Source organism: Citricoccus sp. CH26A (assembly GCF_000224415.1).
GTDB lineage: Bacteria > Actinomycetota > Actinomycetes > Actinomycetales > Micrococcaceae > Citricoccus.
In genome coordinates, this window is sequence record NZ_AFXQ01000002.1 from 83,800 (window position 1) to 105,716 (window position 21,917).

The following is a 21,917-nucleotide window of genomic DNA, read 5'->3' on the forward strand; positions in this document are numbered from 1 at the left end:
TGCCCGGGCACGTTGGTAGCCTTGGAGGGCTGGGCTCGATCGCCCCGCACCCCCCACCGCCGGCAGACGGGAGCCTGACCCCATGGAGCTCTGGGTCATCATGCTCATCGTGTGCGTCGTGGTGGCCGGCGTCGGCGGATGGGCCGGCGTCGCCGCCGTCCGGCGCAGCCAGCTCACCGGCCGGCAGGAGCGCTGGCGGGAACTGGAACGGCGCTTCCACCGCGTGACGATGGACGCCGAACGCTACGACCGCAGCCCGGGTGACGCCCTCGCGGCCCCGGGGTGGCTGGACCGGTCCAGCCCCGTGGTCCGGGGTTTCTCGGGAACCCTCAAGCGCGCCGCCCGGGACAAGTACGCCCTGGAACGGTCCGTGGACCCCGCCCCCGGTGCCCGGGGCCGGGACCCCGGCACCGGGGACACGGCCTCCCGACTCGCCCCCACGGACCAGGACCTGGAGTCCCTCGAGCTGCTGGTGGAGAGGGTCGAGGACGCCTATCGGGACGCCGACCGCGCCGTCCGCACCACCGGGTGGAGCACGCCGGGCACCCTGCAGGTCCCCCACCCCCAGTTCCTGCTCGATCCCCGCTGGGGACGGCCGGCCGTCCTGCCCCGGATGGGTGCCGTCACCGCACGGGACGCCGAACGCGCCGTCAAGGACTTCCTGGATGCGACCTACCCCCTGCGCCGGGAGAGGGCCCTGAAGGCACTGCGGGAACGCGCCGACGGCCCCGGCGCCGCATACCGCGCCCAGAAGGCCCTCGACCGGCTCATGGCCACCCACCGGTACACGGTGGACCGGCACGGATTCCTCTGGCCCGGTTCCACGGAGGTCGAGCACTGGGGTGTCTACCGCACCTTCGGACGCCCCGCGGACCTGCCCCTGGACGACGCCCCGCCCGTGGAGATCGCCAACGCCCTGTGGTCCCTGCTGCCGGACGGCAGGTGCCTGCCCGAGGAGGAACTGTTCGAGGAGGCCCGCACCCTGCTGGGTGCCACCGGCGGTTTCGGGGCCGGGATCACCGAGAGCCTCAACGCGGGCATCGTCCGCGGTGTGCAGAGCCTGCCGGAGAACGTCCGGAAGGTCATCCAGGACGTCGTCCCGAACGGCACCTTCATCCCCTCCCCCAGGCCCCGGATGGACCAGCGCCTGCACGAGGGACTGCTCGAGGGCCTCGTCACCGGGCGCCTGCAGCGCACCGCCGACGGACGGATCTGCCGCCTGCGCGCGGCCTGGCCGAGCACCTACCGGCGCTGACCGCCACTGACCGGTACCGGGCGGGGACCATGCATTCCCCGGCCGCGGCCCCCTCACTAGCGTGGCGCCATGCGACCGCTGCGGTTCTCCATCAATGTCACCCTCGACGGGTGCTGCGACCACCGGGTCGTCCTCACGGACCCGGAACTGCACGCCCACCATGCCGGGATCCTGGCGCACGCCGACGCGCTCATCCTCGGCCGCGTCACGTACCAGATGATGGAGCAGGCGTGGCGTCCGCCGGCCTCCGAGGCGATGCCGGACTGGACGCAACCCTTCGGGCGCACGATCGACGCGGCGAGGAAGTACGTGGTCTCGAGCACCCTGGAGACGGTCGACTGGAACGCCGAGCGCGTGCGCGGGGACCTGGGCCAGGCCGTGCGGCGGTTGAAGGACGAACCGGGCGAGGGGCTCTACGTGGGCGGTGTGACGCTCCCGCGGGCGCTGGCCGAGCTCGGGCTCATCGACGAGTACGAGTTCGTGGTGCATCCCGTCCTGGCCGGCCACGGCCCGACGCCGTTCGCCGGGCTCACCGAGCGCCTCGAGCTGCGCCTGCTGGACCGGAAGGAGTTCACCTCCGGCGCGGTGGCGCTCCGGTACCAGCCGAGGCACTAGCTGTCCCGGGAAGCATCCGGGCCGGTCACCGTCCGGCGTCGGCCCGCTGTCCCCTCCCGGGACGGTCGGAACCAGCCCGCACCTGCGCCGGCGCCGGCACCTGCACCTGCACCTGCACCGCCTTGGCCACGCCCACCGCGATCGCCGTGGTCACCGGGATGGCCAGGACCAGGCCGATCGAGCCGACCAGGATGCGCACCACCTCCTCCACCAGTTCGGCCGAGAGCAGGGTGTCGGCCAAGGACCGGTCGTACAGGGAGACCACGATCAGCAGCGGCAGGGCCGCGCCGGCGTAGGCGAAGGCGATGGTGTAGACGGTGGAGGCGATGTGGTCCCGCCCGATGCGCATCCCGGCCGCGAACAGCTCCCGTGCGCAGGCCCGGGGATTGGCCGCCTGCAGTTCCCAGACGGCCGAGGACTGGGTGATGGTGACGTCGTTGAGCACCCCGAGGCCGGCCACCAGCAGCCCGCACAGCACGATCCCGCTGAGCCGCACCTCGGGGGCCACGGCGGCCAGCACGTACGAGTACTCGTCGCCCATCCCGGTCAGGGCGGCGGCGTCCGTGCCCCAGGCCGCCAGGACCGCGGTCAGCCCCAGCCCGATCAGGGTGCCCAGCAGGGCCGTGGTGGTGCGCAGGGAGAACCCGTGGGCGAAGTACAGCACCACCACCATGATCAGCGAACAGCCCACCAGGCCGACCCACAGCGGCGGCCCGCCCTCCAGCAGGGCGGGGACCATGAACCAGAACAGCACCGTGAAGGCCAGGCCCAGGCCCAGGATCGCCCGCACCCCGCGCCAGCGCGCCACCAGCACCACGACCAGGGCGTAGAGCGCGGCCAGCGCCACCACGGGCACCGCCCGCTCGAAGTCCACGAAGACGTGGTCGACCGCCCCGGAGGCCCCCGCCCCGGCCGCCGGCCCGCCGGCGTCGGCGTCGGCGGTGCCGCCGGGCAGCGCGGACAGGTCCAGCGCCTTGATCCGGTCGCCCACGGACACGTCCCTGCTGGCGCCGACCTCGGGCGGGACCGGCACCCGCGCGGCGTCGGTGCCGCCGCCGTCGGGGTCCACGATGGCGTCCACGCACCGTACCTGCGCCGCCGCGCCCTCACCGACCACGGCACCGCCGGGGGTCTCGAGGGCCCCGGCCTGCGGCCCGCAGTCCCTCGGCTCGACGGCGGTCACCGTCCCGGAGAACAGGGTCACCCCCGAGGCGGTGCCGTAGGGATCGGCCAGGGACAGCTCCCGGTGGGACCCCGAGGGCCACAGGGCGATCATGGCGGCCACCAGCAGCAGGGTCACGGGCACGAGGATCGCCGCCAGGGCGGTGACGACGCGGCGGCGCGACCCGCCGGGGCCGGTCAGCGCGGCGTCGGCCCCGGGTCCGGCGTCGAGGCCGTGGCCATGGCCGTGGCCGCCCGGGAGGCTGTCCTGCACCGGGCGGTCAGCCCCGCAGCCGGACCATGACGTTGCGCATCTCCACCACCACGGTCCCGTCCGGCTCGGTCACCCGCACGTCCACGATCCGCGAGGACCCGCTGCCGGTGCCGATCTCGGCGGTGGCGGTGAGCACCTCCCCCTCACGCCCGGGCGCCAGCAGCGACGAGCTGGAGTGGGAGGTCACCCAGCGCGGGGACTCCTCCCCCGTGTTCAGCGCGTAGGCCGCCGCGGTGTCCGCCAGCAGCATGGTGATCCCGCCGTGGCAGATCCCGTGGGAGTTGCACTGCCGGGACCGCACCGTCATGGCCATGGTGCACCCGGCGTCGTCCCCGGCGACGAACGTGATGCCCTGGTCCGTCACGGGGGTGTCCACCGCGAGGATGGCGGCGGCCCGCTCGGCGCGCACGGCGGGGTCAACCGCGGTGCCGGCCGCGGCGTCCTGGGGATCGGTCACAGCGGTGCCCCCTCGCGCTCGCCCTCGGTCTCGTCGGGGTCCGCGGCCGAGTCCGCCCCGGACCCGGCCAGCGGGTCCGGAAGGTCGGCCGGGTCGGGACCCGGTTCGGCCCCCGGTCCGGCAGCGCCCTCCACCGCGGCGTCCCGGGCGGGCTCGCGGTCCTCGGACCGGTCGGTCGCCCAGATCCGGGTGTCCAGCAGCACCCGGGCGTGCCCGGTGGACAGCAGCTGGTCGAGCATGGGGGTCAGCGCCGTCATCGCGTCGTCGGCCTCCACCTGGACCGGGTACTGGGCGGTGAGCATGGCCAGCAGGGCGCCCGCGGCGAACTGCGCGTCCGCGGGGGCCAGCTCGGGGTCCCAGCCGATCAGCACGTCCGTGGGGTCCTCGGTGCGCTCCGGGGTGTAGGAGATCGCGAACGCCGTGATCGTGCCGCCCTCGGCCTTCGGCCGGTTGCGCAGCACCACGGCCCCGGAGGCACCCGTCTGGGGGCCGAGCAGCAGCTGCTGGGCCCGTCCCACGGTCATCTCGGCCGGGTCCCAGTCGTGCACCGCCTGGTAGAACACGGACACCGCCTGGGTCAGCTCCACCGAGCCGGTGGCCGCCTCCTCCAGCGTCATCCCGCCCTCGGAGAGTTCCGGCGGTGCCAGCACCCCGGAGTCGACGACGATGCGCCGCGAGCGCTGGACCTCACGGAACCCGTGGCCGGCCAGGAACCGCTGGGTCGCCTCCGCGCCGTCCGGCACCTTCCCCTCGTGCCCCACGGCGAGCCGCGTCTTGAGCTCGACGGTCCCGATGGTCTCCACGGCCACGTCCGCCTCCGCGCGCAGCGCGTTCAGCAGCATCGTGCCGATGCCGCGGTGGCGCACGGGCGCGGCCGTCTCGGCGTAGAACCACAGCCGCTTCGGGTGCACGCGGGAGGTGGAGACGACCCCGGCCGCCACCGGGACGCCGTTGTCCTCGGCTACCAGACAGCGCACCCAGCCGTCGGCACCCGCGGCCGAACCGCCGTCGTGGGAGGGGCGCAACAGGGTGCGGTCCTGGTGCTGCTGCGGGTCCGAGGGGTCACCCCAGGTCTGCAGCAGCCGCAGGTCGTCCCCCTCGGCCCAGGGCCGCAGGGTGACGTTCACGGGCTGGTCCGTGTCCACCGGGGTCACTGGGCCAGCCGCTCGAACAGCCAGCCGCGCACCTGGTCCAGGCCCACGCGCTCCTGGGCCATGGTGTCCCGCTCCCGGATGGTCACGGCCTGGTCCTCGAGCGAGTCGAAGTCCACGGTGATGCAGTACGGGGTGCCGATCTCGTCCTGGCGGCGGTAGCGGCGGCCGATGGCGCCGGCGTCGTCATAGTCGATGTTCCAGACCCCGCGCAGCTCGTCGGCGAGCCTCTTCGCGGTCGGCACCAGCTCCTCCTTGCGGGACAGCGGCAGCACGGCGGCCTTGACCGGGGCGATCCGCGGGTCCAGGCCCAGCACGGTGCGGATGTCCGTGCCGCCCTTGGCGTTGGGCGCCTCCTCCTCGCGGTAGGCGTCCACCAGGAACGCCATCATGGAGCGGGTCAGCCCGAAGCTCGGCTCGATCACGTACGGGGTGTACCGCTCGCCCGTGCCCTGGTCGAAGTACTGCATCTTGGTGCCCGAGGCCGCCGTGTGGGAGTTCAGGTCGAAGTCGGTGCGGTTGGCGATGCCCATCAGCTCGCCCCACTCCGAGCCCTGGAAGCCGAACCGGTACTCGAGGTCGATGGTGGCGTCGGAGTAGTGGGCGCGCTCGCCGTCCGGGACGTCGAAGCGGCGCATGTTGTCCGGGTTGATCCCCAGGTCGATGAACCAGTTCCAGCAGGCCTCCACCCAGGTGTCGAAGTGGCCCTTGGCCTCGTCCGGGTGGACGAAGTACTCGATCTCCATCTGCTCGAACTCGCGGGTGCGGAAGATGAAGTTGCCGGGGGTGATCTCGTTGCGGAAGGCCTTGCCGATCTGGCCGATGCCGAACGGCGGCTTCTTGCGGGCGGCGCCCACCACGTTGAGGAAGTTCACGAAGATGCCCTGGGCGGTCTCGGGGCGCAGGTAGTGCAGGCCCTCCTCGTTGTCCACCGGTCCCAGGAAGGTCTTCATCAGCCCGGAGAAGGTCTGCGGCTCGGTCCACTGCCCGCGGGTCCCGCAGTCCGGGCACACGATCTCGTCCATGCCGTCCGTGCCGCCCTCGGGCCGGCGGCCCTTCTTCGCCTCGAACGCCTCGATGAGGTGGTCCTGGCGGTGGCGCTTGTGGCAGGAGAGGCACTCGACCAGCGGGTCGGTGAACGTGTCCACGTGGCCCGAGGCCTGCCAGACGGCGCGGGGCAGGATGATGGACGAGTCCAGTCCGACCATGTCCTCCCGGCCGCGCACGAAGGTGTTCCACCACTGGGTCTTGATGTTGTCCTTCAGCTCCACGCCCAGTGGCCCGTAGTCCCACGCCGAGCGGGAACCGCCGTAGATCTCTCCGGCCTGGAAGACGAATCCGCGTCGCTTCGCGAGGGAGATGACCTGGTCGAGGGTGGACTTGGGGGCCATGGGGGCATCACATCCGTGTCTGCGCATCGGCCGCTGGCGGCGGCCCGCGCTGGTGCTGGTGGGTCGGGCGGGGCAGCCGGTGCGAGACCGGCGAGTACGTCAGACAGTCTAGGTGCCCGGCCGCCCCGGCACTGAACCGCCACCACCGCGGTGCGCTCCCCGTGGCTGGGCACGACGGGGACGGGCGCCGCGCCCGGCGCCCTCGGTGCGCTCCCGCACGGAGGCGGATAATTCCTCACCCATTCCCCGCGTGATCGGCGACAATGGAGTCATGTCCGATCACACCGCCCGCCACGCACCCCAGTCCCCGGCGTCCCATCCGACGCGGCTCGAGATCCGTGACGAGGTGATCCGGCTCGGGCAGGCGCTCAAGCTCGCCAACCTGGTGGAGGACGGGGCCGACGCGCGGGTGGTCATCGAGGCCGGACTGGTGCAGGTCAACGGGGACCCCGAGACGCGCCGCGGCCGCCAGCTGCACCACGGGGACATCATCGAGTTCTCCGGCGAGGCCGTGAAGGTGGTCCCGGCGGACCGCTGAGGGGCTACCGGACCACGTAGTCCAGGTACTCCCCCACGTGCCGCAGCTCCTGCGGGCCGATGCCGTGGCCGATCCCCGCGTAGAGCACCTTGGTCAGGTCCACGTGCTCGTTCATCCAGGCGTGGGTGTACTCGACCTTGTCCTGGGTGATGACCGGATCGGCCTGGTCCCGGCCCCAGAACACCTTCGGCCTCACCCGCTTGACGGCCTCGTCATCGAAGAACCCGGCCAGGGGCCCGGTGCCCGCACTCGCCGCCGCGCCGTCCTGGGCCGGGTTCACGGCAAAGCCGGAGAGACCGACCACGCAGGAGTAGGCCTCCGGGTCCAGCCGCAGCAGCGAGGTGGCCATGGCCATCCCCATAGAGAACCCGAGCAGGGAGACGCTGGAGAACTGCTCGCGCTGGGTGTCCACCCAGGCCTGCAGGTCCTCGACGGCGGCGCGCACCGCCAGCGGCGAGGAGGTCATCGAGGTGCTCAGCGGGAACCAAGTGAACCCGCCGTGGTCCATGGCCAGCGGGGCCCGGACCGAGGCGATGGTGAACCTGCCCGGCAGTTCGGGGACGATCCCGAACAGGTCGTTCTCGTCCGCGCCGTAGCCGTGCAGCACCACCAGCAGGGGGGTGCCCGCGCGCTCGACCTCGGGACGGGACCAGCGGACGAACGGCTCGGGGGTGGCGGCAGCGGCGGCATCAGTCATACCCACAGGGTAGAGGCCCCCGGCGAGAGCCGATCAATCCGACCGGTCAGAGTCTCAGGACCCGCTTCATCTCCCCGGCCACCTGGTCCATGTCCGTCAGGAACCCGTCGTGGCCGATCGGCGAGTCGATCATGAACACCGGCACCTCCCCGGGCAGCTGGCGGGCCAGTTCCTGGGACTGGCCCGGGAAGTAGAGCCGGTCCGAGTCGACCGCGGCGATGAACGCCGCGGCGGGGATCCCGGCCAGCACCTCTTCCTCGCTCCCCCGGCCCCGCGCCACGTCATGGCTCATCAGCGCCTCGGTGAGCACCAGGTAGCTGTTGGCGTCGAAGCGTCCGGCGAGCTTGGACGCCTGGTGGTCCAGGTAGGACTCCACCTGGTACCGACCGCTCCGGCGCAGCGGGTGGCCGAAGGGGTCCTCGTCCTGCTGCGGGCTCCGCCCGAACCGGGACCCCATGTCCGGCTCGGAGCGGTACGTGATGTGCGCGATCCGCCGGGCGATGCCCAGGCCGGCGTCGGGCCGGGAGCGGCCGTAGTAGTCACCGCCCTGGAAGTCCGGGTCCAGCGTGATCGCCTGGACCTGGGCCTGGGCGAACGCGATCTGCTCGGCCGTGGAGTGGGCGCCGCAGGCGATGACGGCCATGCCGCGGACCCGCCCCGGGTAGGTCGCGGCCCATTCCAGGGCGCGGGCCCCGCCCATCGAGCCGCCGATCACGGCATGCCACGCCTCGATGCCCAGGGCGTCCGCGAGCCGGGCCTCGGCGTGGACGGAGTCCCGGATGGTGGTGAAGGGGAACCGCGAACCCCACGGGGTGCCGTCCGCGTCCAGCGAGGACGGACCGGTCGTCCCGTAGCAGCCGCCCAGCATGTTGGGGGCCACCACGAACCACTGGTCCGTGTCCACCGGCGCGCCCGGTCCGATGATGCCCTCCCACCAGCCGGCCTCCGGTTCCCCGGTGGAGGCGGCCACGTGGGTGGAACCGGTCAGGGCGTGCAGCACCAGCACGGCGTTGGACCGGTCCGCGTTCAGCGTGCCCCAGGTCTCGTAGGCGATCTCCACGGCGGGCAGGTGCCCGCCGGCCTCGAAGTCGAAGGCGCCGATCCGCCGGGAGTGCAGGCCGCCGTCGGGAAGGGCGGTGCGGGTCTGGTGGGGGCTGGTCATGGTCATGGGGGTCCCTCCGTGCCTCACGCGCTGACGTTGGCGGCGGCGAACCCCTCCTCGAGGTCCGCCAGGATGTCATCGATGCTCTCCACGCCCACCGAGAGCCGGACCAGGCCGGGGGTGACACCGGCGGCGCGCTGCTCGTCCTCCGTCAGCTGGGAGTGCGTGGTGGAGGCCGGGTGGATGACGAGCGAACGGATGTCGCCGATGTTGGCCACCTGGTGGTGCAGGCGCAGGGCGTCAACGAACCGCGCGCCGGCCTCGCGGCCACCGGCGATCTCGAAGGACACGAAGCCGCCGGCGCCCAGGGGCAGGTACTGCTGCGCGCGCTCGTACCAGGGGCTGGAGGCTAGGCCCGGGTAGATCACGGCCTCGGCCTGGGCGTGGCCGTCCAGGTAGTCGGCGACCCTCTGCGCGTTGGCCACGTGACGCTCCATCCGCAGGGACAGGGTCTCCAGGCCGAGGTTGAGCAGGAAGGCGTTGAACGGGCTGATCGAGCTGCCGAAGTCGCGCAGCAACTGCACGCGGGCCTTCAGGATGTAGGCGAGGTTGGCCCCGAGGATGCCCCCGACGCCCAGGTCCCGGGCGAACACCAGTCCGTTGTAGCTCTCGTCCGGGGTGTTGAAGCCCGGGAAGCGTTCCGGCTGGGAGGCGTAGTCGAAGGTCCCGGCGTCCACGATGACCCCGCCCATGGCCACGGCATGGCCGCCGAGGTACTTGGTGGCCGAGTGCACGACCACGTCCGCGCCGTGTTCGATCGGCCGCAGCAGGTAGGGGGTGGCCAGGGTGTTGTCCACGATGAACGGCACGCCGGCGGCGTGGGCGACGTCGGCGATGCCCCGCAGGTCCGGCACGTCCCCGCGCGGATTGCCGAGGGACTCGGCGAACAACAGCTTCGTGGTGTCCTGGATGGCGCCCGCCCACTCGTCCAGGTCGTCCGGGTCCTGGACGAAGGTGGTGGTGATGCCGATCTTGGCCAGGGTGTGCTTGAACAGGTTCTGGGTGCCGCCGTAGAGGGAGGCAGAGACCACCACGTGGTCCCCCGCACCGGCGAGGTTGAGCACGGAGAAGGTGGTGGCCGCCTGCCCGGAGGCCAGCAGCAGGGCGCCCGCGCCGCCCTCGAGGGCGGCGATCTTGCCCTCCACGGCCTCCTGGGTCGGGTTTCCGATGCGGGTGTAGATGGGCCCGAGGTCCTTCAGGGCGAACCGGTCGGCGGCGACCTCGTGGGAGGGGAAGTCGAAGGAGTTGGACTGGATGATCGGCAGCGCGGTGGCGCCGAAGGGGTTGACCTCCGGGATGCCGGCGTGCACCTGCCGGGTCTCGAAGCCCCAGTTCGCGGCGGAGTCCGTGGCGCCGGCCGGGTCGGTGTCCGGGGTGGCCTGGTTCGGGGTGTCGGTCATCGACATGGCTCCTGTATCCGTCCAGGGCCACCCGGTGGCATCACGGTGCCGTGAAGCATGCCGCGCCGTGGTGGCCCGCGCTTGCAGGTGCCGGTCGACACCCGCCAGGTCCTCACCCGGGGCACCCCACCGCGAGCTGGAGGGTTGCCGGCCAGCAAGCCGGGGCTCGATGCTGGCGCTCATGACCTGCGCCCAGTCTGCCAGATCGGTGCGAGCGGGTCATCCCGTTCGGTCACAGTGTGACCGCCGCCCCGCCGGAGTGTGATCTGCGCAACTTTTCAAGTGAGGGTAACCTAAGCGATCTCCGCCACGGGGAAGTGGGACGATATGGACATGATGCGCCTTGATCACGTCTCGTACGCCGTCGGCCCCGAAGAGGGCCTCCCCGCCGCGGTGGCCCGGATCGCCGATGCCCTGGGCATCGAGCGAGTCAAGGGCGGGGTCCACCCCCGCTTCGGCACCCGCAACGCCATCTTCCCGTTGCGCAAGCACCAGTACCTGGAGGTCGTCGAGGTGCTCGACCACCCCTCCTCCGGCAAGGCCCCGTTCGGACAGGCCGTGCGCGCCCGCTCCGAGATGGGCGGCGGCTGGATGGGCTGGTGCGTGGCCGTGGACGACCTGGCCCCGTTCGAGGAACGGCTGGAACGCCAGTCCGTTCCGGGCAACCGTAAGTTCCCGGACGGCCGCGAGCTGACCTGGCGCCAGATCGGCATCAAGGGCCTCATCGCCGACCCGCAGGTGCCCTACCTGCTGCGCTGGGATGACGGCATGGAGGAGCTGCACCCCTCCCGCGCCGCGGAGCCGCAGGCGGAACTGTCCTCCATCACGATCGCCGGATCGCGGGACCGGGTGCGGGGCTGGCTGGGACTGGACGACCCCGAGCAGAGGGTCGAGGACCTCAACGTCATCTACGAGTCCCCCTCCGGCACGCCCGGCATCCTCGAGGTCACCTTCGAGACCCCCAAGGGCACCGTCACCCTCTGACGCGCCCCACGGCCCCCGCCCCTCCCGGCCCTCGGCCCGGTGGGCGGGGGCCTTCGCGTCCAGGACACCCGCCGATCCCGCGCGGAGCCGACCGGAACCGGCGGCGCGGGCCGGGTTCAGGTGCCGAACAGCCCCAGCTGGGCCAGGACCGGATAGGCCACGAACCCGGTCACGTCCAGCAGCAGGTGCGCCACGACCAGGGGCATCACCCGCCGGTAGCGCACGTACAGCGCACCGAACACCAGGCCCATGAGCAGGTTCCCCACTCCCGGCCCGATCCCCTGGTACAGGTGATAGGCCCCGCGCAGGACCGCGCATCCCACCACCACGGCCGTGGTGTTCAGGGGGACGACGGCGCCGCTCGCCCAGGTGCGCAGCCCACCGGGCTCACCGGGCCGAGCCGGGTCCAGCCCGGACCTCAACTGGTGCAGGTAGCCGAGCCGGTCGAAGAGCCAGGCCACCACGATGACCTCCTCCAGCAGCGCGTGCCGCAGCGCGGAGAGCACCAGGACCGGGACGGTCCACCAGTAATCGTCCAGCGCGCTGCCCACGATGGCCGTGGTCACCCCGGCCGCCCGCCCGGCCGCGTAGACCGCCAGGGTCCCCAGGCCGATCGCCACGAACAGGGCCCCGCCCCAGGCCAGGTCGGCCCCCGGACGACGGGCGTCCAGGCCGAAGGTCCGGAACGGGTTGCGGCCGCGGATCACCAGCAGGTGGAACACCAGCAGCACCGGCACCAGGGCGAAGACGATGTCCAGCAGCTGGTAGGTGAGGTCCCAGTACTGCCGGTCCGCCAGCGGCGGGTTCAGCGTGGTGGTCTGCCCGGACAGCGGGCCCCGGCTCATCTTCTCCAGCAGGTTGACGATCGCGTAGACGGCCGACTGGCCCAGGGACAGCCCGAGCACGATCGCGATCTCCCAGCGGACCGTTCCGGCCGACGGTGGGGTGATGGCCGAGGGGCGCAGGCGGTCGGTCGGCCGGGAGGCTGCGGGGGTGCTCACCGCACCAGTGTAGGAAGGGTCGCCGAGGGGCACCTGCAGCGAGGGGCGGATCGCGGCCCCGGGCCCGATTACCGTGGACCCATGGCCTCCCCACCCACCGCCGCCGACCTCGCGCTCGCCCGTGCCGCCTCCGCGCGTCCGCTGGGCAGCGCCTCCCCCGCGGCGGCGGACCGGCTGGCCACGGCGGACTGGTCCGCCGGCACCGTGGAGGAGGGCGGGCAGTTCCACCGCGTGCTCGTGCTGCCCGGTGTGGGGGCGGTGAGGATGGCCCGGAACGCGGTGGCCGCCGAGCGGCTGCCGGCGAACGTCGAGCTCGTCCAGGCCCTGGCGAGCACGGCGCAGCTCCCCGTCGCCGTGCCCGTGCCCCTCACCGAGGTGGTCAGCGGTGGGGCCGGGACCGCCGCCGTGGTGCAGGAGTACCTGCCCGGCCGGGCGCATCCCCCGCACGAGGGTGATCCGGTGGTGCTGCGCGGACTGTGCGAGGCGCTGGCGGCCGTGGACACCACCGCCCTGGAACCGCACCTGGGCCCGCCGTTCGCCTACCGCGGGCCGTGGACGGCGGAACGCGTGCGGACGGTGTGCCAGCTGCCCGCGCGCCTGCGGGAGACCTACGGCGGGCAGTTGTGGGACGGTGAGTGGGTCGCAGGCCATCCGGCGGTGACCGCGGCGGCCTTCCCCGAGACCGCCGGGGACCTGCTGGCCACCCTGACCGCGTGGACGCAGGACCCGGTGGTGGCCCCGTCCCTGGTGCACGGGGACCTGGCCGGGCACAACATGCGCTGGGAGCGTTCCGGTGGGGACTGGGCCCTGACCGGGATCCTCGATTGGGACCTGGCCAGCGCCTGGGACCCCGCCCTGAACCCGGCCTACCTCTCGTTGTGGCACGGTGAAGAGAGGCTGGAGTCGATCGCCCGGGACCCGGCGGAGGCGTGGCGGGCCCGGGTCTGGCTCGGCTGGACGGCCCTGGAGACCCTGGCGGATGCCGCCGGCCGCGAGGACCCGTCCACCGGAGCCGGCCCGGCGAACTGGCCGAAGCTGCTGCGCAAGGTGCTGCCGCGGATCGGCCGGGCCGTGGCGGCGCTGACGGCGGGCGTCCGGTGAGGGGCCGGCGTCACTCCCCGTGGCCCCGGGTGCGCGTCGCGACGCTGACCGCAGCGCTGGAGGCCGACGCGAAGCAGCTCGACGCGGGGCAGCGCGAGACCGTGCGGCTGCTCTGCTCCCGGCACGCACACGGGGTCTACCTGCACGGCGGGGTGGGCCGGGGCAAGACGTGGATCAGCGGTCGGTTCTTCGACGCGGCCGAGGTGCCCAAGGTGCGGATGCACATGCACGCCCTGCTGGGCCAGGTCACCCAGTCGGTGACCGGCGCCCCGGCCGGACGACAGGTCAGCGTCGACAGCGCCCTGCGGCGCCTGCTGGGGGACGCCCGGCTGGTGTACGTCGACGAGTTCCACGTCCACGACGTCGGCGACGCCCACCTGCTGCGCCGGGTACTGCCCGCCCTGCTGGACCTCGAGGCCGGGGTGCTATTGACCTCCAACTACCCGCCCGCGGACCTGCTGCCGGATCCCCTGTTCCACCATCACCTCGAACCGGTCATCGGGCTGATCCAGGAGCGTCTCACCGTGCGGCAGGTCCCCGACGGCGTCGACTACCGGCCGTTGACCCGGGGCGCCGACCGCGGGTTCGCGGCCGGGACGTGGACGGCCGCCGGCGCGGGGCAGGACGGGACCGGGCTGACCGGTGACGGGCCGAACGGTGCCGGGCTGACCGCTGGCACAACGAACGGTACCGGGACGAACGGTGCCGGGCCCGCGACGGGGGCGAGCGTGCCGGTGGGGACCAGCGGTACCCGGCGGCTGCGGGTGACCGCCGCGGATCCCGCTGCGGGAGTCCTCACCGCCACGTTCGCGCAGTTGTGCGAGCACCCGGTCTCCGTGCACGACTACCTCGGGCTGGCGCGGGAGTACGACCACTGGAGACTGCTGCGCGTCCCGGCCCCGGAGGACATCGACGACCAGTCCTTCCAGCGGTTCGCGTTCCTCGTGGACGTGCTCGTGGACGCGGACCTGCGCCTGGACGTCACCGCGGCCCTGCCCCTGGATGACTGGGCCGGGCCGGGGCGCCTCCCGCGCGACGCCGACCGGTTCCTCAGCCGGCTGAGCCTGCTGCGGGGCTGAGTCCCGTCCGCGGACCCCACTGCCGCAGGTAGCCCCAGCCGATCGCGTGCAGGACGTCCTCCGGCGGCTGGGCGGCGAAGACGGTCGCCACGGCCAGGGACCACCCCGTGGCCCGGCGCCAGAGGTCATCGTCCGGGGCCCGGCCCGCCTCGTAACGGGCCCGGAACGCGGCGGCCCCGGCGGGCGTGAAGTGGGTCAGCACGATCCCCAGGTCCGAGGCGGGATCCCCGGCGCAGAGGTCCCCGAAGTCGACCAGGACCGGCTCCGGCGACTCGAGCGGAGTGCCCGTGGAGTCCTCCGCCAGCACCGTGTTGTCCGGGTGCGGGTCCCCGTGGAGCCAGACCGGCGGGCCCGTGTGGTCCCCGGCCGCCTGTGCCTCCTGCCAGGCGGCGTCCACCGCCCGGACCAGGGTCTCGGGGCAGTGGGGTCGCAGGGCCCGCCAGCGCGCATCGAAGCGATCGGCGGCCGCGGCCAGCGGCACGCCGCGGAACGGGTTGTCCGGGGCGTCCGGCGGGGCCGGGACGTGCAGGCGTCGCAGCCACCCCGCGAGGGCGGCGGCGTAGGCGTCCCGGGCCCCGGCCGGGCGGCGTGCCGCCGGGGTGCCCGCCACCCACGGCACCACGGCCCACCGGTAGGGGTACCCGGCCGCGGGGGCCCCGGTGCGCTCGGGGCGCGGGAGCCTCAGCCCGGTCTGCTCGGCGACGCGGGGCAGCCAGGCGACCTCCCGGTCGAGGAGGGCCTGGCCGGCGTCGTGCCGGGGCAGGCGGACGGCGAGGTCCTCCCCCAGCCGGACCATCGTGTTGTCCCAGCCGCGGACCACGCCGCCGCCCGGGGCCGGGTCCACGTCCCCACCGATCGGCAGCGCCGCCAGGTCCGGGTGCTGGGACGCCAGCAGGGCGCGGACGAGTCCGGCCGTGACGTCCGGTTCGCCGGACCGGCGGTGACGCGGCATCTCCCGGCCTCTCCTGGAGACGACGGGAGGTCGAGGGCTGACGTGGACCGGCCCGTCTCCGGGCCCGCGGGTCAGCCGTCGACCTCCCGGTCGTGGCGTGGGGTGTCCCGGGGGTTACTCCGTGATGCCCAGCTGCTCCATGACGATCTCGCGCACGCGCCCGGCGTCGGCCTGGCCGCGCGTGGCCTTCATGACCGGGCCGATGAGGGCGCCGATGGCCTGCAGCTTGCCGCCCCTGATCTTCTCCACCACGCCCGGGTTCTGCGCGATGGCGTCCTGCACCGCGGTGGTGAGGGCGCCGTCGTCGGAGACGACCGCGAGCGAGCGGGCCTCGACGATGGCCCGCGGGGAGCCCTCGCCGGCGGCCACGAAGCCCAGGACCTGCTTGGCGATCTTGTCGTTGATCGTCTTCTCGGCGATCAGCGCCTCGACCTCCACGACGTCGGCCGGGGAGACCCCGAGTTCGGGGATGTCCTTGCCCTCCACGTTGGCCAGGCGGGCGATCTCGCCCATCCACCACTTGCGGGCCGCGGCGGCGGTGGACCCGGCCGCGATGGTGTCCGCGATCTCGTCCAGTACGCCGGCGTTGACGACGTCCCGGAACTCCTCGTCCGAGAAGCCCCAGTCGGCCTTCAGGCGCTTGCGGCGCTCGGCGGGCGGCTCGGGCAGCTGGGCGCGCAGCTCCTCGATCCACTCGGGCGTGGTCACGATCGGCACCAGGTCCGGCTCCGGGAAGTACCGGTAGTCGTCCGCGTCCGACTTCGGCCGGCCCGAGGTGGTGGTGCGGGTGTCCTCGTGCCAGTGCCGGGTCTCCTGCACGATCGAGCCGCCCGCCTTGAGGATGGCCGCCTGGCGCTGGATCTCGTAGGTGACGGCGTGGGCGACGGCGCGCGTGGAGTTCACGTTCTTCGTCTCGGTGCGGGTGCCGAAGGCCGCGGTGCCCTTGGGCATCAGCGAGACGTTGGCGTCGCAGCGCACGTTGCCGCGTTCCATCCGCGCGTCGGAGATGCCCAGGTTCTTCACGATGTCCCGGACGGCCGTGACGTAGGCGCGGGCCAGTTCCGGCGCCCGCTCCCCCACCCCGGCGATCGGCTTGGTGACGATCTCGATCAGCGGAACGCCCGCGCGGTTGTAGTCCACGAGCGAGTGCGCCGCGTCCTGGATGCGGCCGGAGGCGCCACCGACGTGCGTGAGCTTGCCGGCGTCCTCCTCCATGTGGGCGCGCTCGATCTCCACGCGGAAGACCGTCCCGTCCTCCAGCTCGACGTCCAGCCAGCCGTCGTGGGCGATCGGGTCGTCGTACTGGGAGGTCTGGAAGTTCTTCGGGGTGTCCGGGTAGAAGTAGTTCTTCCGGGCGAAGCCGCACGTCTCGGCGATCTGGCAGTTCAGGGCCAGTCCGAGCTTGATGGCGTACTCCACGGCCTTGCCGTTGACCACCGGCAGGACGCCGGGCAGGCCCAGGTCGACCTCGGTGACGTTGGTGTTGGGCACATCCCCGAAGGCGTTGGCGGCGGAGGAGAACATCTTGGTCTTGGTGTTGAGCTCCACGTGGACCTCGAAGCCCAGGACCGGGTCGAACTCGGCCATCGCCTCGTCGAACGTGAGCACCTCGTCGGTGACGGCGGTCATCGGTTCTCTCCTCCTGCGGTGCGGTCAGCGGTCCCGACGCCGGCCGGCTGGGTGCTGCGGGTGTCGTCCAGGTCCGGCGCCTGGGCCCAGAGCTGTGTGCCCCAGGCCTCCTCCAGGCGGATCTCCAGGGCCGCGGCGGCCCGGTACATCACGGCGTCGCCGCGGGCCGGGGCGAGGAACTGGACGCCGACGGGCAGGCCCTCGGCCAGTCCGCCGGGCACGGAGATGCCGGGGATGCCGGCCAGGTTCGCCGGGATGGTGGCGACGTCGTTGAGGTACATCGCCAGTGGGTCGTCGATCTTCTCGCCCAGGCCGAAGGCCGTGGTCGGGGAGGTCGGGGAGATGAGCACGTCGACCTTCGAGAAGGCCTCGTCGAAGTCCCGCTGCACGAGCGTGCGGATCTTCTGCGCGGAGCCGTAGTAGGCGTCGTAGTACCCGGCCGAGAGGGCGTAGGTGCCCAGGATGATGCGGCGCTTGACCTCCTCGCCGAAGCCGGCCGCGCGGGTGGCGCCCATGACCTGCTCGATCGTGCCACCCTCCTCGGGGACGACGCGGTTGCCGTACCGGACGCCGTCGAACTTGGCCAGGTTGGAGGAGGCCTCCGACGGCATGATCAGGTAGTAGGCGCCCAGGGCGTACTTCAGGTGCGGGCAGGAGACCTCGATGACCTCGGCACCGGCGTCCCGCAGGATCGTCACGGCCTCGCGGAAGCGCTCGAGGACACCCTCCTGGTAGCCCTCGCCCTTGAGCTCGGAGACGATGCCGATCCGCAGGCCCGTCACGTCGTGCTGCCGCGCCGCGGTGAGCAGTCCCTCGAGGGGCTCGGTCAGTGAGGTGGAGTCCTTCGCGTCGTGGCCCCCGAGCAGTTCCTGCAGGGCGGCGGCGTCCTGCACCGTCCGGGCCACGGGGCCGATCTGGTCCAGGGAGGAGGCCATCGCGATCACGCCGTAGCGGGAGACCCCGCCGTAGGTGGGCTTGGCGCCCACGGTGCCGGTGACGGCACCCGGCTGGCGGATGGAGCCCCCGGTGTCCGAGCCGAGCGCCAGCGGTGCCATGAACGAGGCCATGGCCGCGGCCGACCCGCCGCCGGAACCGCCGGGGATCCGGTCCAGGTCCCAGGGGTTGCGGGTGTTGCCGAACGCGGAGTGCTCGGTCGAGCCGCCCATGGCGAACTCGTCCAGGTTGGTCTTGCCCAGGATGGGCAACCGGGCCCGGCGCAGCTTCGTCACCACGGTGGCGTCATAGGGGCTCATCCAGCCCTCGAGCATCCGCGAACCGGCGGTCGTCGGCTGGCCGACGGTGACGATGTTGTCCTTCACGGCCACCGGCACGCCGGCCAGCGGGTGCAGGGCCTCGGCCTCGGCGCCGCCGGCGGCGCGGATCGCGTCCACCTCGGCCGCCACGGCAAGCGCCTCGTCCGGGTTGACGTGCAGGAAGGCGTGGATGCCGCGTTCCCCGCCGTCCACGGCGGCGATCCGGTCCAGGTGGGCCTGGGTCAGCTCCACGGAGGTGATCTCCCCGGCCCGCAGCTTCTCGGCCATCTGGAGGGCGGTCAGGCGGATCAGTTCAGTCGACTCGGTCATGCGTGTCACTCCCCCTCGAGGATCGCGGGCACCCGGAACTGGCCGTCCTCGGCCTCCGGGGCCATGGCCAGGGCCTGCTCCTGGGAGAGCATCTCCCCCGGCTCGTCCTCCCGGAACACGTTGGTCAGGGGGATCGGGTGGGACGTCGGCGGCACGTCGTCCCCGGCGACCTCGCTGACTGCGGCGACGGCATCCATGATGACGGCCAGTTCACCGGACATCTTGTCCAGCTCCTGCTCGTCCATCCGGATGTGGGCCAGTCGCGCCAGGTGGGCGACGTCCTCACGGGTGATGGCGGACATGGGTCTCCTGTGGTCTTCCGCGGATGGTGTGGTTCGGTGGACCAGTCTAGTCCCGGAGCAGTGCGGGCCGGGCCCGGCTCACACCGGCCGGCGGAACACCCAGTAGAGCTGGTCGGTGCCGTCCGTGGGCTCCTGGCCGATGTCCGACAGGCGCCAGTCCCGCTCCGGGACCCGGACGAAACCCTCGGACTCGTACAGCCGGTGGGCCGAGGTCATGGTCTCCATGGTGGTGAGCACCACCGCCTCGATGCCCTCCAGCTGCTGCGCGCGGTCGATCGCGGCACGGACCAGGGCACGGGCCACGCCACGGCGCTGCACGGCGGGGTCCACGGCCAGCATCCGGAACTCGAACTCCCCGTCCCGGGCGGTCTCGGACATCGGCATGCCCGGCAGCGTCAGCACCACCGAACCGGCCACGACGCGCCGCGCGTCCCGGCCCTCACCGACCTCGACCTCGCCCACGAGCACGCGCGCCAGGCCGGCTCGGCCGGCGACGTCCTGCAAATGCTCGATGTAGGCGTCCTCGGGGTGGACGTGCCCGCCGTCCACGTAGGACGCCACGGTCAGGTGGGCGATCGCGGCGTGGTCCTCCTCGCGGGCGTCGCGGACGGTCACCCCGTCCACGCGGGACGTCAGCGGAGGCCGGTCGTCCTCGGGAAGCCCGGGATGCGTCTGGTCGGCGATCGGTCCGTGGTCGTCATGGGGCACGCCGAAATCCTACGCGTGGCCTCGGTGGGTGGCGAGCACGGCACCGAGCGGTGCCCGGCGCACGGCAGTGATCACCAGTGCGTCCCCGACGCCGCCGGGCCTGGGCGAGCCCGTCGGGTGATGGTCATGCCGACAGTCAGGCCGAAGTCAGGATCTCCCTCAGCACGCCTTCCTGGAACGTCCGGGCTTGCCGGCCTGAGGGCGGGGGCCCACCGGAGCGGGTGGCCATGGACTGTTCGATGGCCTCGACCGGCCGGTAGCCGGCCTCGAGGAGCTGGCGGCCGGCGGCAACCTTGGACAGCCACCTGCCGTGGCGATACCGGACCAGTGCCCGGCAGGCCCCCAGGACCGCGTCGTCGGCCCCGGCCGCGGGGCAGTCCTCCGTCTGGGCGGGCAGCGCCATCCACCAGCGCAGCGAGTCGATCAGCAGGCTCCGCAGCTCATCCGGGGGTAGCTCGGCGAAGGCCTCTGCTGCCGGTGGCCCCGCCAGCACCCGGCCGCCCTGATGCAGGATGCTGCGGTCCAGCCCGTACCAGAAGGTCCCGTCGGCCACCGGGCGGTCCGCTGGTTGGAGGCTCTGCCGGAAGGCCATGGCCGGGCCGTCGTTCAACTCGAGTTCGAAACCCGGTCTCGCGGTGCCCGACTGTGCCGTGTCCAGGGTGTAGACGACCAGTTCCAGCCCCCGGGCCGGACACGGCAGGGCGCTGTGCCGCAACCGGGCGATCAACTCACGCTTGACGGGCTCACCCAGTGGATCGCTGCAGAGCAGTGCGATGTCGATGTCACTGCGGCCGGGTTGGAACGCGTTCAGGGCCAACGATCCGGCGGCGTACGCCCCGACGAACCCGGTGCCGAGCACCTGGCGGGCAGTCTTGACGACGGCTTCGAGATAGGCCTCCACGTTGGTACTTCGCCGGGCCGGTGAGGGTTGGAGACATGGGACAGCCGCGGGGAGACCGTACATCACCCATCACCGCCGTGTGCCTGAACCCGTCGATTGTGGCGAGTGTTGAGCACCGCTGCGGGGATGGCCGCGACAATGAAGGACAGCCCCAGCGCCCAGTAGCCCAGGCTCTCCAGCCAGAAATAGGCCGAGAGCATCAGGAAGAAGAGCGCAACGGTTCGATACACGTACACCCTGCCTGGATGATGTCTGGGGCGACCCCAGAACTGGGGGATCTTGTCGCCGGGATTCGCTTCGCGCAGTTGCTGGAACGTGAGGGTGAACATGACGGTCCCGATCAGCCACGCGCCTGACCCTAGGAATAACCCCATGGGTCCAGTTCATCGCACGCTGACCCATATCGACAAAGAACCGTGGGTTCGCTGGTCTTCCCAGCCGCACCGTGCGTCTCCACTTACCGTGCGTTCCGCTTGAGGGTCCCCAGGCGGTCAAAGCTATCTGGTTGTATGCAGGCGTATCATCACGGTTTCCGTCCTCGTCAGGCCGATAGCGTGAACGCATGAGCCATGACGCCGCTGGGTCGAAGAAGTCCGTGAACTCCGGGGGGATCGACTTGTGGGGCGGGCACGAGCCGAGTGGTGAGGCACGACGTAACCGGCCGGCAATATCGAAGGCCCCCCGTGGCCTTGGCGTGGAGGGCTCGGAGCGCGCACGGGCTCCATTTCCCCCGCCGCCCGGTCTGCGTCCTCGTCGCTGACTGGTGCGCACGGCCTCGGCCGCTTCTTGGACCTCAGCGCCCCCCGGTGGCCTCAGCCAGCCCGAGTGCCACGGACACCACCCCGACGGGTTCCCCCACCCAGTGCCTCCCCGACGACGCCTGCTCAGTGGCCGGAAAGGATGTTCTTCAACGCCGCGGTCCCGACGGCGATGACCAGCACCGCCAGTGCGTAGACCAAGGCACGCGGGCGCGTCGCACCGCCAGCGCGCGCCACGTGGTACCCGACGACGCTGATGAATATGGAGAGCGCCAGCAGAGACATCCCGACCTCGAGGGAGGCGGGCAGGAACACCACCGGAAGGGAGGCGAGCAGTGCGGTCGCCGCTGCGCCGACCAGCTGCACGGTGGCCGACTGCACGTCCTCGGGACTGACTTTCCCGGCGCCCACCATCCGCGCCGAGAGTCGGAACGCGAACCAGTGGGCGAGTGCCAATCCGATGCTGATGCCCCAGATGACACCGAGCACGGGTAGGTGCGGGTCCGCTGTTTCGGGCAGGGCGATCAGGGCTGCGACCACGCAGATTGCGACGTAGAGGGCCGTGGTCAGGCCCTCCCTGCGAAGCTCCCGCGTGTGTCCGTGGTCGGTGGGCGTGTCGGGAGCATCTGGTGAGATCGGCGTCATGAAATCTGCCACCCGACCGTCGCGACCGTGAGGAAGGCGCGCTCGACAGTGTAGACGGAGTGGACTTGCCCGGTGCACATGGAGGGCACGGGCGCACAGGAGAACTGCAACGCCTTTTCCTCCGCGGTCGTCGCGCCTAGAGGATCCTCGAACCGCGGAGCCGAAGTCTTGCC

General features: G+C 72.3%; 22 protein-coding genes and 1 riboswitch. Of the genes, 6 read left to right on the forward strand and 16 right to left on the reverse strand.

The features are described from left to right. The first annotated feature begins 82 nt into the window (after positions 1-82). Together CITRI_RS0101685 and CITRI_RS0101690 are read left to right on the forward strand one after the other, a co-directional pair. On the forward strand, positions 83-1,255 hold the full coding sequence (locus tag CITRI_RS0101685; RefSeq protein ID WP_010142825.1) for a hypothetical protein: 1,173 nt from the start codon (positions 83-85) through the stop codon (positions 1,253-1,255). Between the two features lie 69 nt (positions 1,256-1,324). Then, positions 1,325-1,870, forward strand: coding sequence for a dihydrofolate reductase family protein (locus CITRI_RS0101690; protein WP_010142826.1), 546 nt, complete (start codon positions 1,325-1,327; stop codon positions 1,868-1,870). A gap of 25 nt (positions 1,871-1,895) precedes the next feature. Here CITRI_RS0101690 and CITRI_RS0101695 read toward each other — a convergent pair whose 3' ends face one another. Genes CITRI_RS0101695 through CITRI_RS0101710 form a run of 4 tightly spaced genes read right to left on the reverse strand, consistent with a single transcriptional unit; the run spans position 1,896 to position 6,304 of the window. After that, complete coding sequence (locus tag CITRI_RS0101695; protein WP_010142827.1) at positions 1,896-3,305, reverse strand: YibE/F family protein; 1,410 nt, start codon at positions 3,303-3,305, stop codon at positions 1,896-1,898. Positions 3,306-3,312: 7 nt separating this feature from the next. Then, the gene (locus CITRI_RS15845) at positions 3,313-3,762 is read right to left on the reverse strand and encodes a PaaI family thioesterase (RefSeq protein ID WP_010142828.1); all 450 of its coding nucleotides are present in this window, start codon (positions 3,760-3,762) and stop codon (positions 3,313-3,315) included. Then, the gene (locus CITRI_RS0101705) at positions 3,759-4,907 is read right to left on the reverse strand and encodes a GNAT family N-acetyltransferase (RefSeq protein WP_010142829.1); all 1,149 of its coding nucleotides are present in this window, start codon (positions 4,905-4,907) and stop codon (positions 3,759-3,761) included. Before CITRI_RS0101705 ends, CITRI_RS15845 begins: the two co-directional genes overlap by 4 nt. A 5-nt stretch (positions 4,908-4,912) precedes the next feature. Beyond that, positions 4,913-6,304 (reverse strand): glycine--tRNA ligase, encoded by a 1,392-nt coding sequence (locus CITRI_RS0101710; RefSeq protein ID WP_010142830.1) that lies wholly within the window; start codon positions 6,302-6,304, stop codon positions 4,913-4,915. A gap of 271 nt (positions 6,305-6,575) precedes the next feature. On the opposite strand from CITRI_RS0101710, the gene CITRI_RS0101715 reads away from it, so the two are divergent. Continuing rightward, positions 6,576-6,842: an RNA-binding S4 domain-containing protein gene (locus CITRI_RS0101715; RefSeq protein ID WP_010142831.1), complete on the forward strand. Its 267-nt coding sequence runs from the start codon at positions 6,576-6,578 to the stop codon at positions 6,840-6,842. 4 nt (positions 6,843-6,846) lie between these two features. On the opposite strand, the gene CITRI_RS0101720 is transcribed toward CITRI_RS0101715, so the two are convergent. The 3 genes from CITRI_RS0101720 to CITRI_RS0101730 are packed head-to-tail and all read right to left on the reverse strand — an operon-like array spanning position 6,847 to position 10,101. Further along, on the reverse strand, positions 6,847-7,539 hold the full coding sequence (locus CITRI_RS0101720; protein ID WP_010142833.1) for an alpha/beta hydrolase: 693 nt from the start codon (positions 7,537-7,539) through the stop codon (positions 6,847-6,849). Between the two features lie 46 nt (positions 7,540-7,585). After that, positions 7,586-8,707, reverse strand: coding sequence for a homoserine O-acetyltransferase (locus tag CITRI_RS0101725; RefSeq protein ID WP_010142834.1), 1,122 nt, complete (start codon positions 8,705-8,707; stop codon positions 7,586-7,588). A gap of 17 nt (positions 8,708-8,724) precedes the next feature. Further along, on the reverse strand, positions 8,725-10,101 hold the full coding sequence (locus CITRI_RS0101730) for an O-acetylhomoserine aminocarboxypropyltransferase/cysteine synthase family protein (RefSeq protein WP_010142835.1): 1,377 nt from the start codon (positions 10,099-10,101) through the stop codon (positions 8,725-8,727). Between the two features lie 72 nt (positions 10,102-10,173). Next, positions 10,174-10,288: riboswitch (SAM riboswitch) on the reverse strand. Between the two features lie 140 nt (positions 10,289-10,428). On the opposite strand from CITRI_RS0101730, the gene CITRI_RS0101735 reads away from it, so the two are divergent. Next, the gene (locus CITRI_RS0101735; RefSeq protein WP_010142836.1) at positions 10,429-11,085 is read left to right on the forward strand and encodes a VOC family protein; all 657 of its coding nucleotides are present in this window, start codon (positions 10,429-10,431) and stop codon (positions 11,083-11,085) included. Between the two features lie 116 nt (positions 11,086-11,201). Here the strand turns inward: CITRI_RS0101735 and CITRI_RS0101740 are convergent, their stop codons facing one another. Further along, positions 11,202-12,086, reverse strand: coding sequence for a CPBP family intramembrane glutamic endopeptidase (locus CITRI_RS0101740; protein ID WP_010142837.1), 885 nt, complete (start codon positions 12,084-12,086; stop codon positions 11,202-11,204). An 81-nt stretch (positions 12,087-12,167) separates the two neighbouring features. Between CITRI_RS0101740 and CITRI_RS19250 the strand changes: the two genes are divergently transcribed. After that, complete coding sequence (locus CITRI_RS19250; RefSeq protein WP_010142838.1) at positions 12,168-13,187, forward strand: aminoglycoside phosphotransferase family protein; 1,020 nt, start codon at positions 12,168-12,170, stop codon at positions 13,185-13,187. A gap of 29 nt (positions 13,188-13,216) precedes the next feature. Beyond that, entirely contained in the window at positions 13,217-14,266 is a 1,050-nt protein-coding gene (zapE, locus tag CITRI_RS15850) for an AFG1/ZapE family ATPase (protein ID WP_010142839.1), read from the forward strand. Here zapE and CITRI_RS15855 read toward each other — a convergent pair. The 8 genes from CITRI_RS15855 to CITRI_RS0101790 all read right to left on the reverse strand — a co-directional run bounded on the left by CITRI_RS15855 (position 14,238) and on the right by CITRI_RS0101790 (position 21,744). Beyond that, positions 14,238-15,218 carry a phosphotransferase gene (locus tag CITRI_RS15855; RefSeq protein WP_010142840.1) on the reverse strand — a complete coding sequence of 327 codons (981 nt, stop codon included), beginning with the start codon at positions 15,216-15,218 and terminating at the stop codon, positions 14,238-14,240. The two genes, zapE and CITRI_RS15855, sit on opposite strands and share 29 nt — an antisense overlap. A 114-nt stretch (positions 15,219-15,332) precedes the next feature. After that, positions 15,333-16,847, reverse strand: a complete 1,515-nt coding sequence (gatB, locus tag CITRI_RS0101760) for an Asp-tRNA(Asn)/Glu-tRNA(Gln) amidotransferase subunit GatB (protein WP_010142841.1) — start codon at positions 16,845-16,847, stop codon at positions 15,333-15,335. Then, positions 16,844-18,430 carry an Asp-tRNA(Asn)/Glu-tRNA(Gln) amidotransferase subunit GatA gene (gene gatA, locus CITRI_RS0101765; RefSeq protein WP_010142842.1) on the reverse strand — a complete coding sequence of 529 codons (1,587 nt, stop codon included), beginning with the start codon at positions 18,428-18,430 and terminating at the stop codon, positions 16,844-16,846. The genes gatB and gatA overlap by 4 nt, the downstream gene beginning before the upstream one ends. 5 nt (positions 18,431-18,435) lie before the next feature. Further along, the gene (gene gatC / locus CITRI_RS0101770) at positions 18,436-18,732 is read right to left on the reverse strand and encodes an Asp-tRNA(Asn)/Glu-tRNA(Gln) amidotransferase subunit GatC (RefSeq protein ID WP_010142843.1); all 297 of its coding nucleotides are present in this window, start codon (positions 18,730-18,732) and stop codon (positions 18,436-18,438) included. 78 nt (positions 18,733-18,810) lie between these two features. Further along, the gene (locus CITRI_RS0101775) at positions 18,811-19,440 is read right to left on the reverse strand and encodes an N-acetyltransferase (RefSeq protein WP_010142844.1); all 630 of its coding nucleotides are present in this window, start codon (positions 19,438-19,440) and stop codon (positions 18,811-18,813) included. Between the two features lie 136 nt (positions 19,441-19,576). Beyond that, a complete protein-coding gene (locus CITRI_RS0101780; RefSeq protein ID WP_010142845.1) occupies positions 19,577-20,341 on the reverse strand; it encodes a nucleotidyltransferase in 765 nt (254 codons plus the stop codon). Positions 20,342-20,403: 62 nt separating this feature from the next. Further along, positions 20,404-20,670: a hypothetical protein gene (locus tag CITRI_RS0101785; protein WP_141565893.1), complete on the reverse strand. Its 267-nt coding sequence runs from the start codon at positions 20,668-20,670 to the stop codon at positions 20,404-20,406. Positions 20,671-21,225: 555 nt separating this feature from the next. Then, the gene (locus CITRI_RS0101790; RefSeq protein ID WP_010142847.1) at positions 21,226-21,744 is read right to left on the reverse strand and encodes a hypothetical protein; all 519 of its coding nucleotides are present in this window, start codon (positions 21,742-21,744) and stop codon (positions 21,226-21,228) included. Positions 21,745-21,917: the final 173 nt, after the last annotated feature.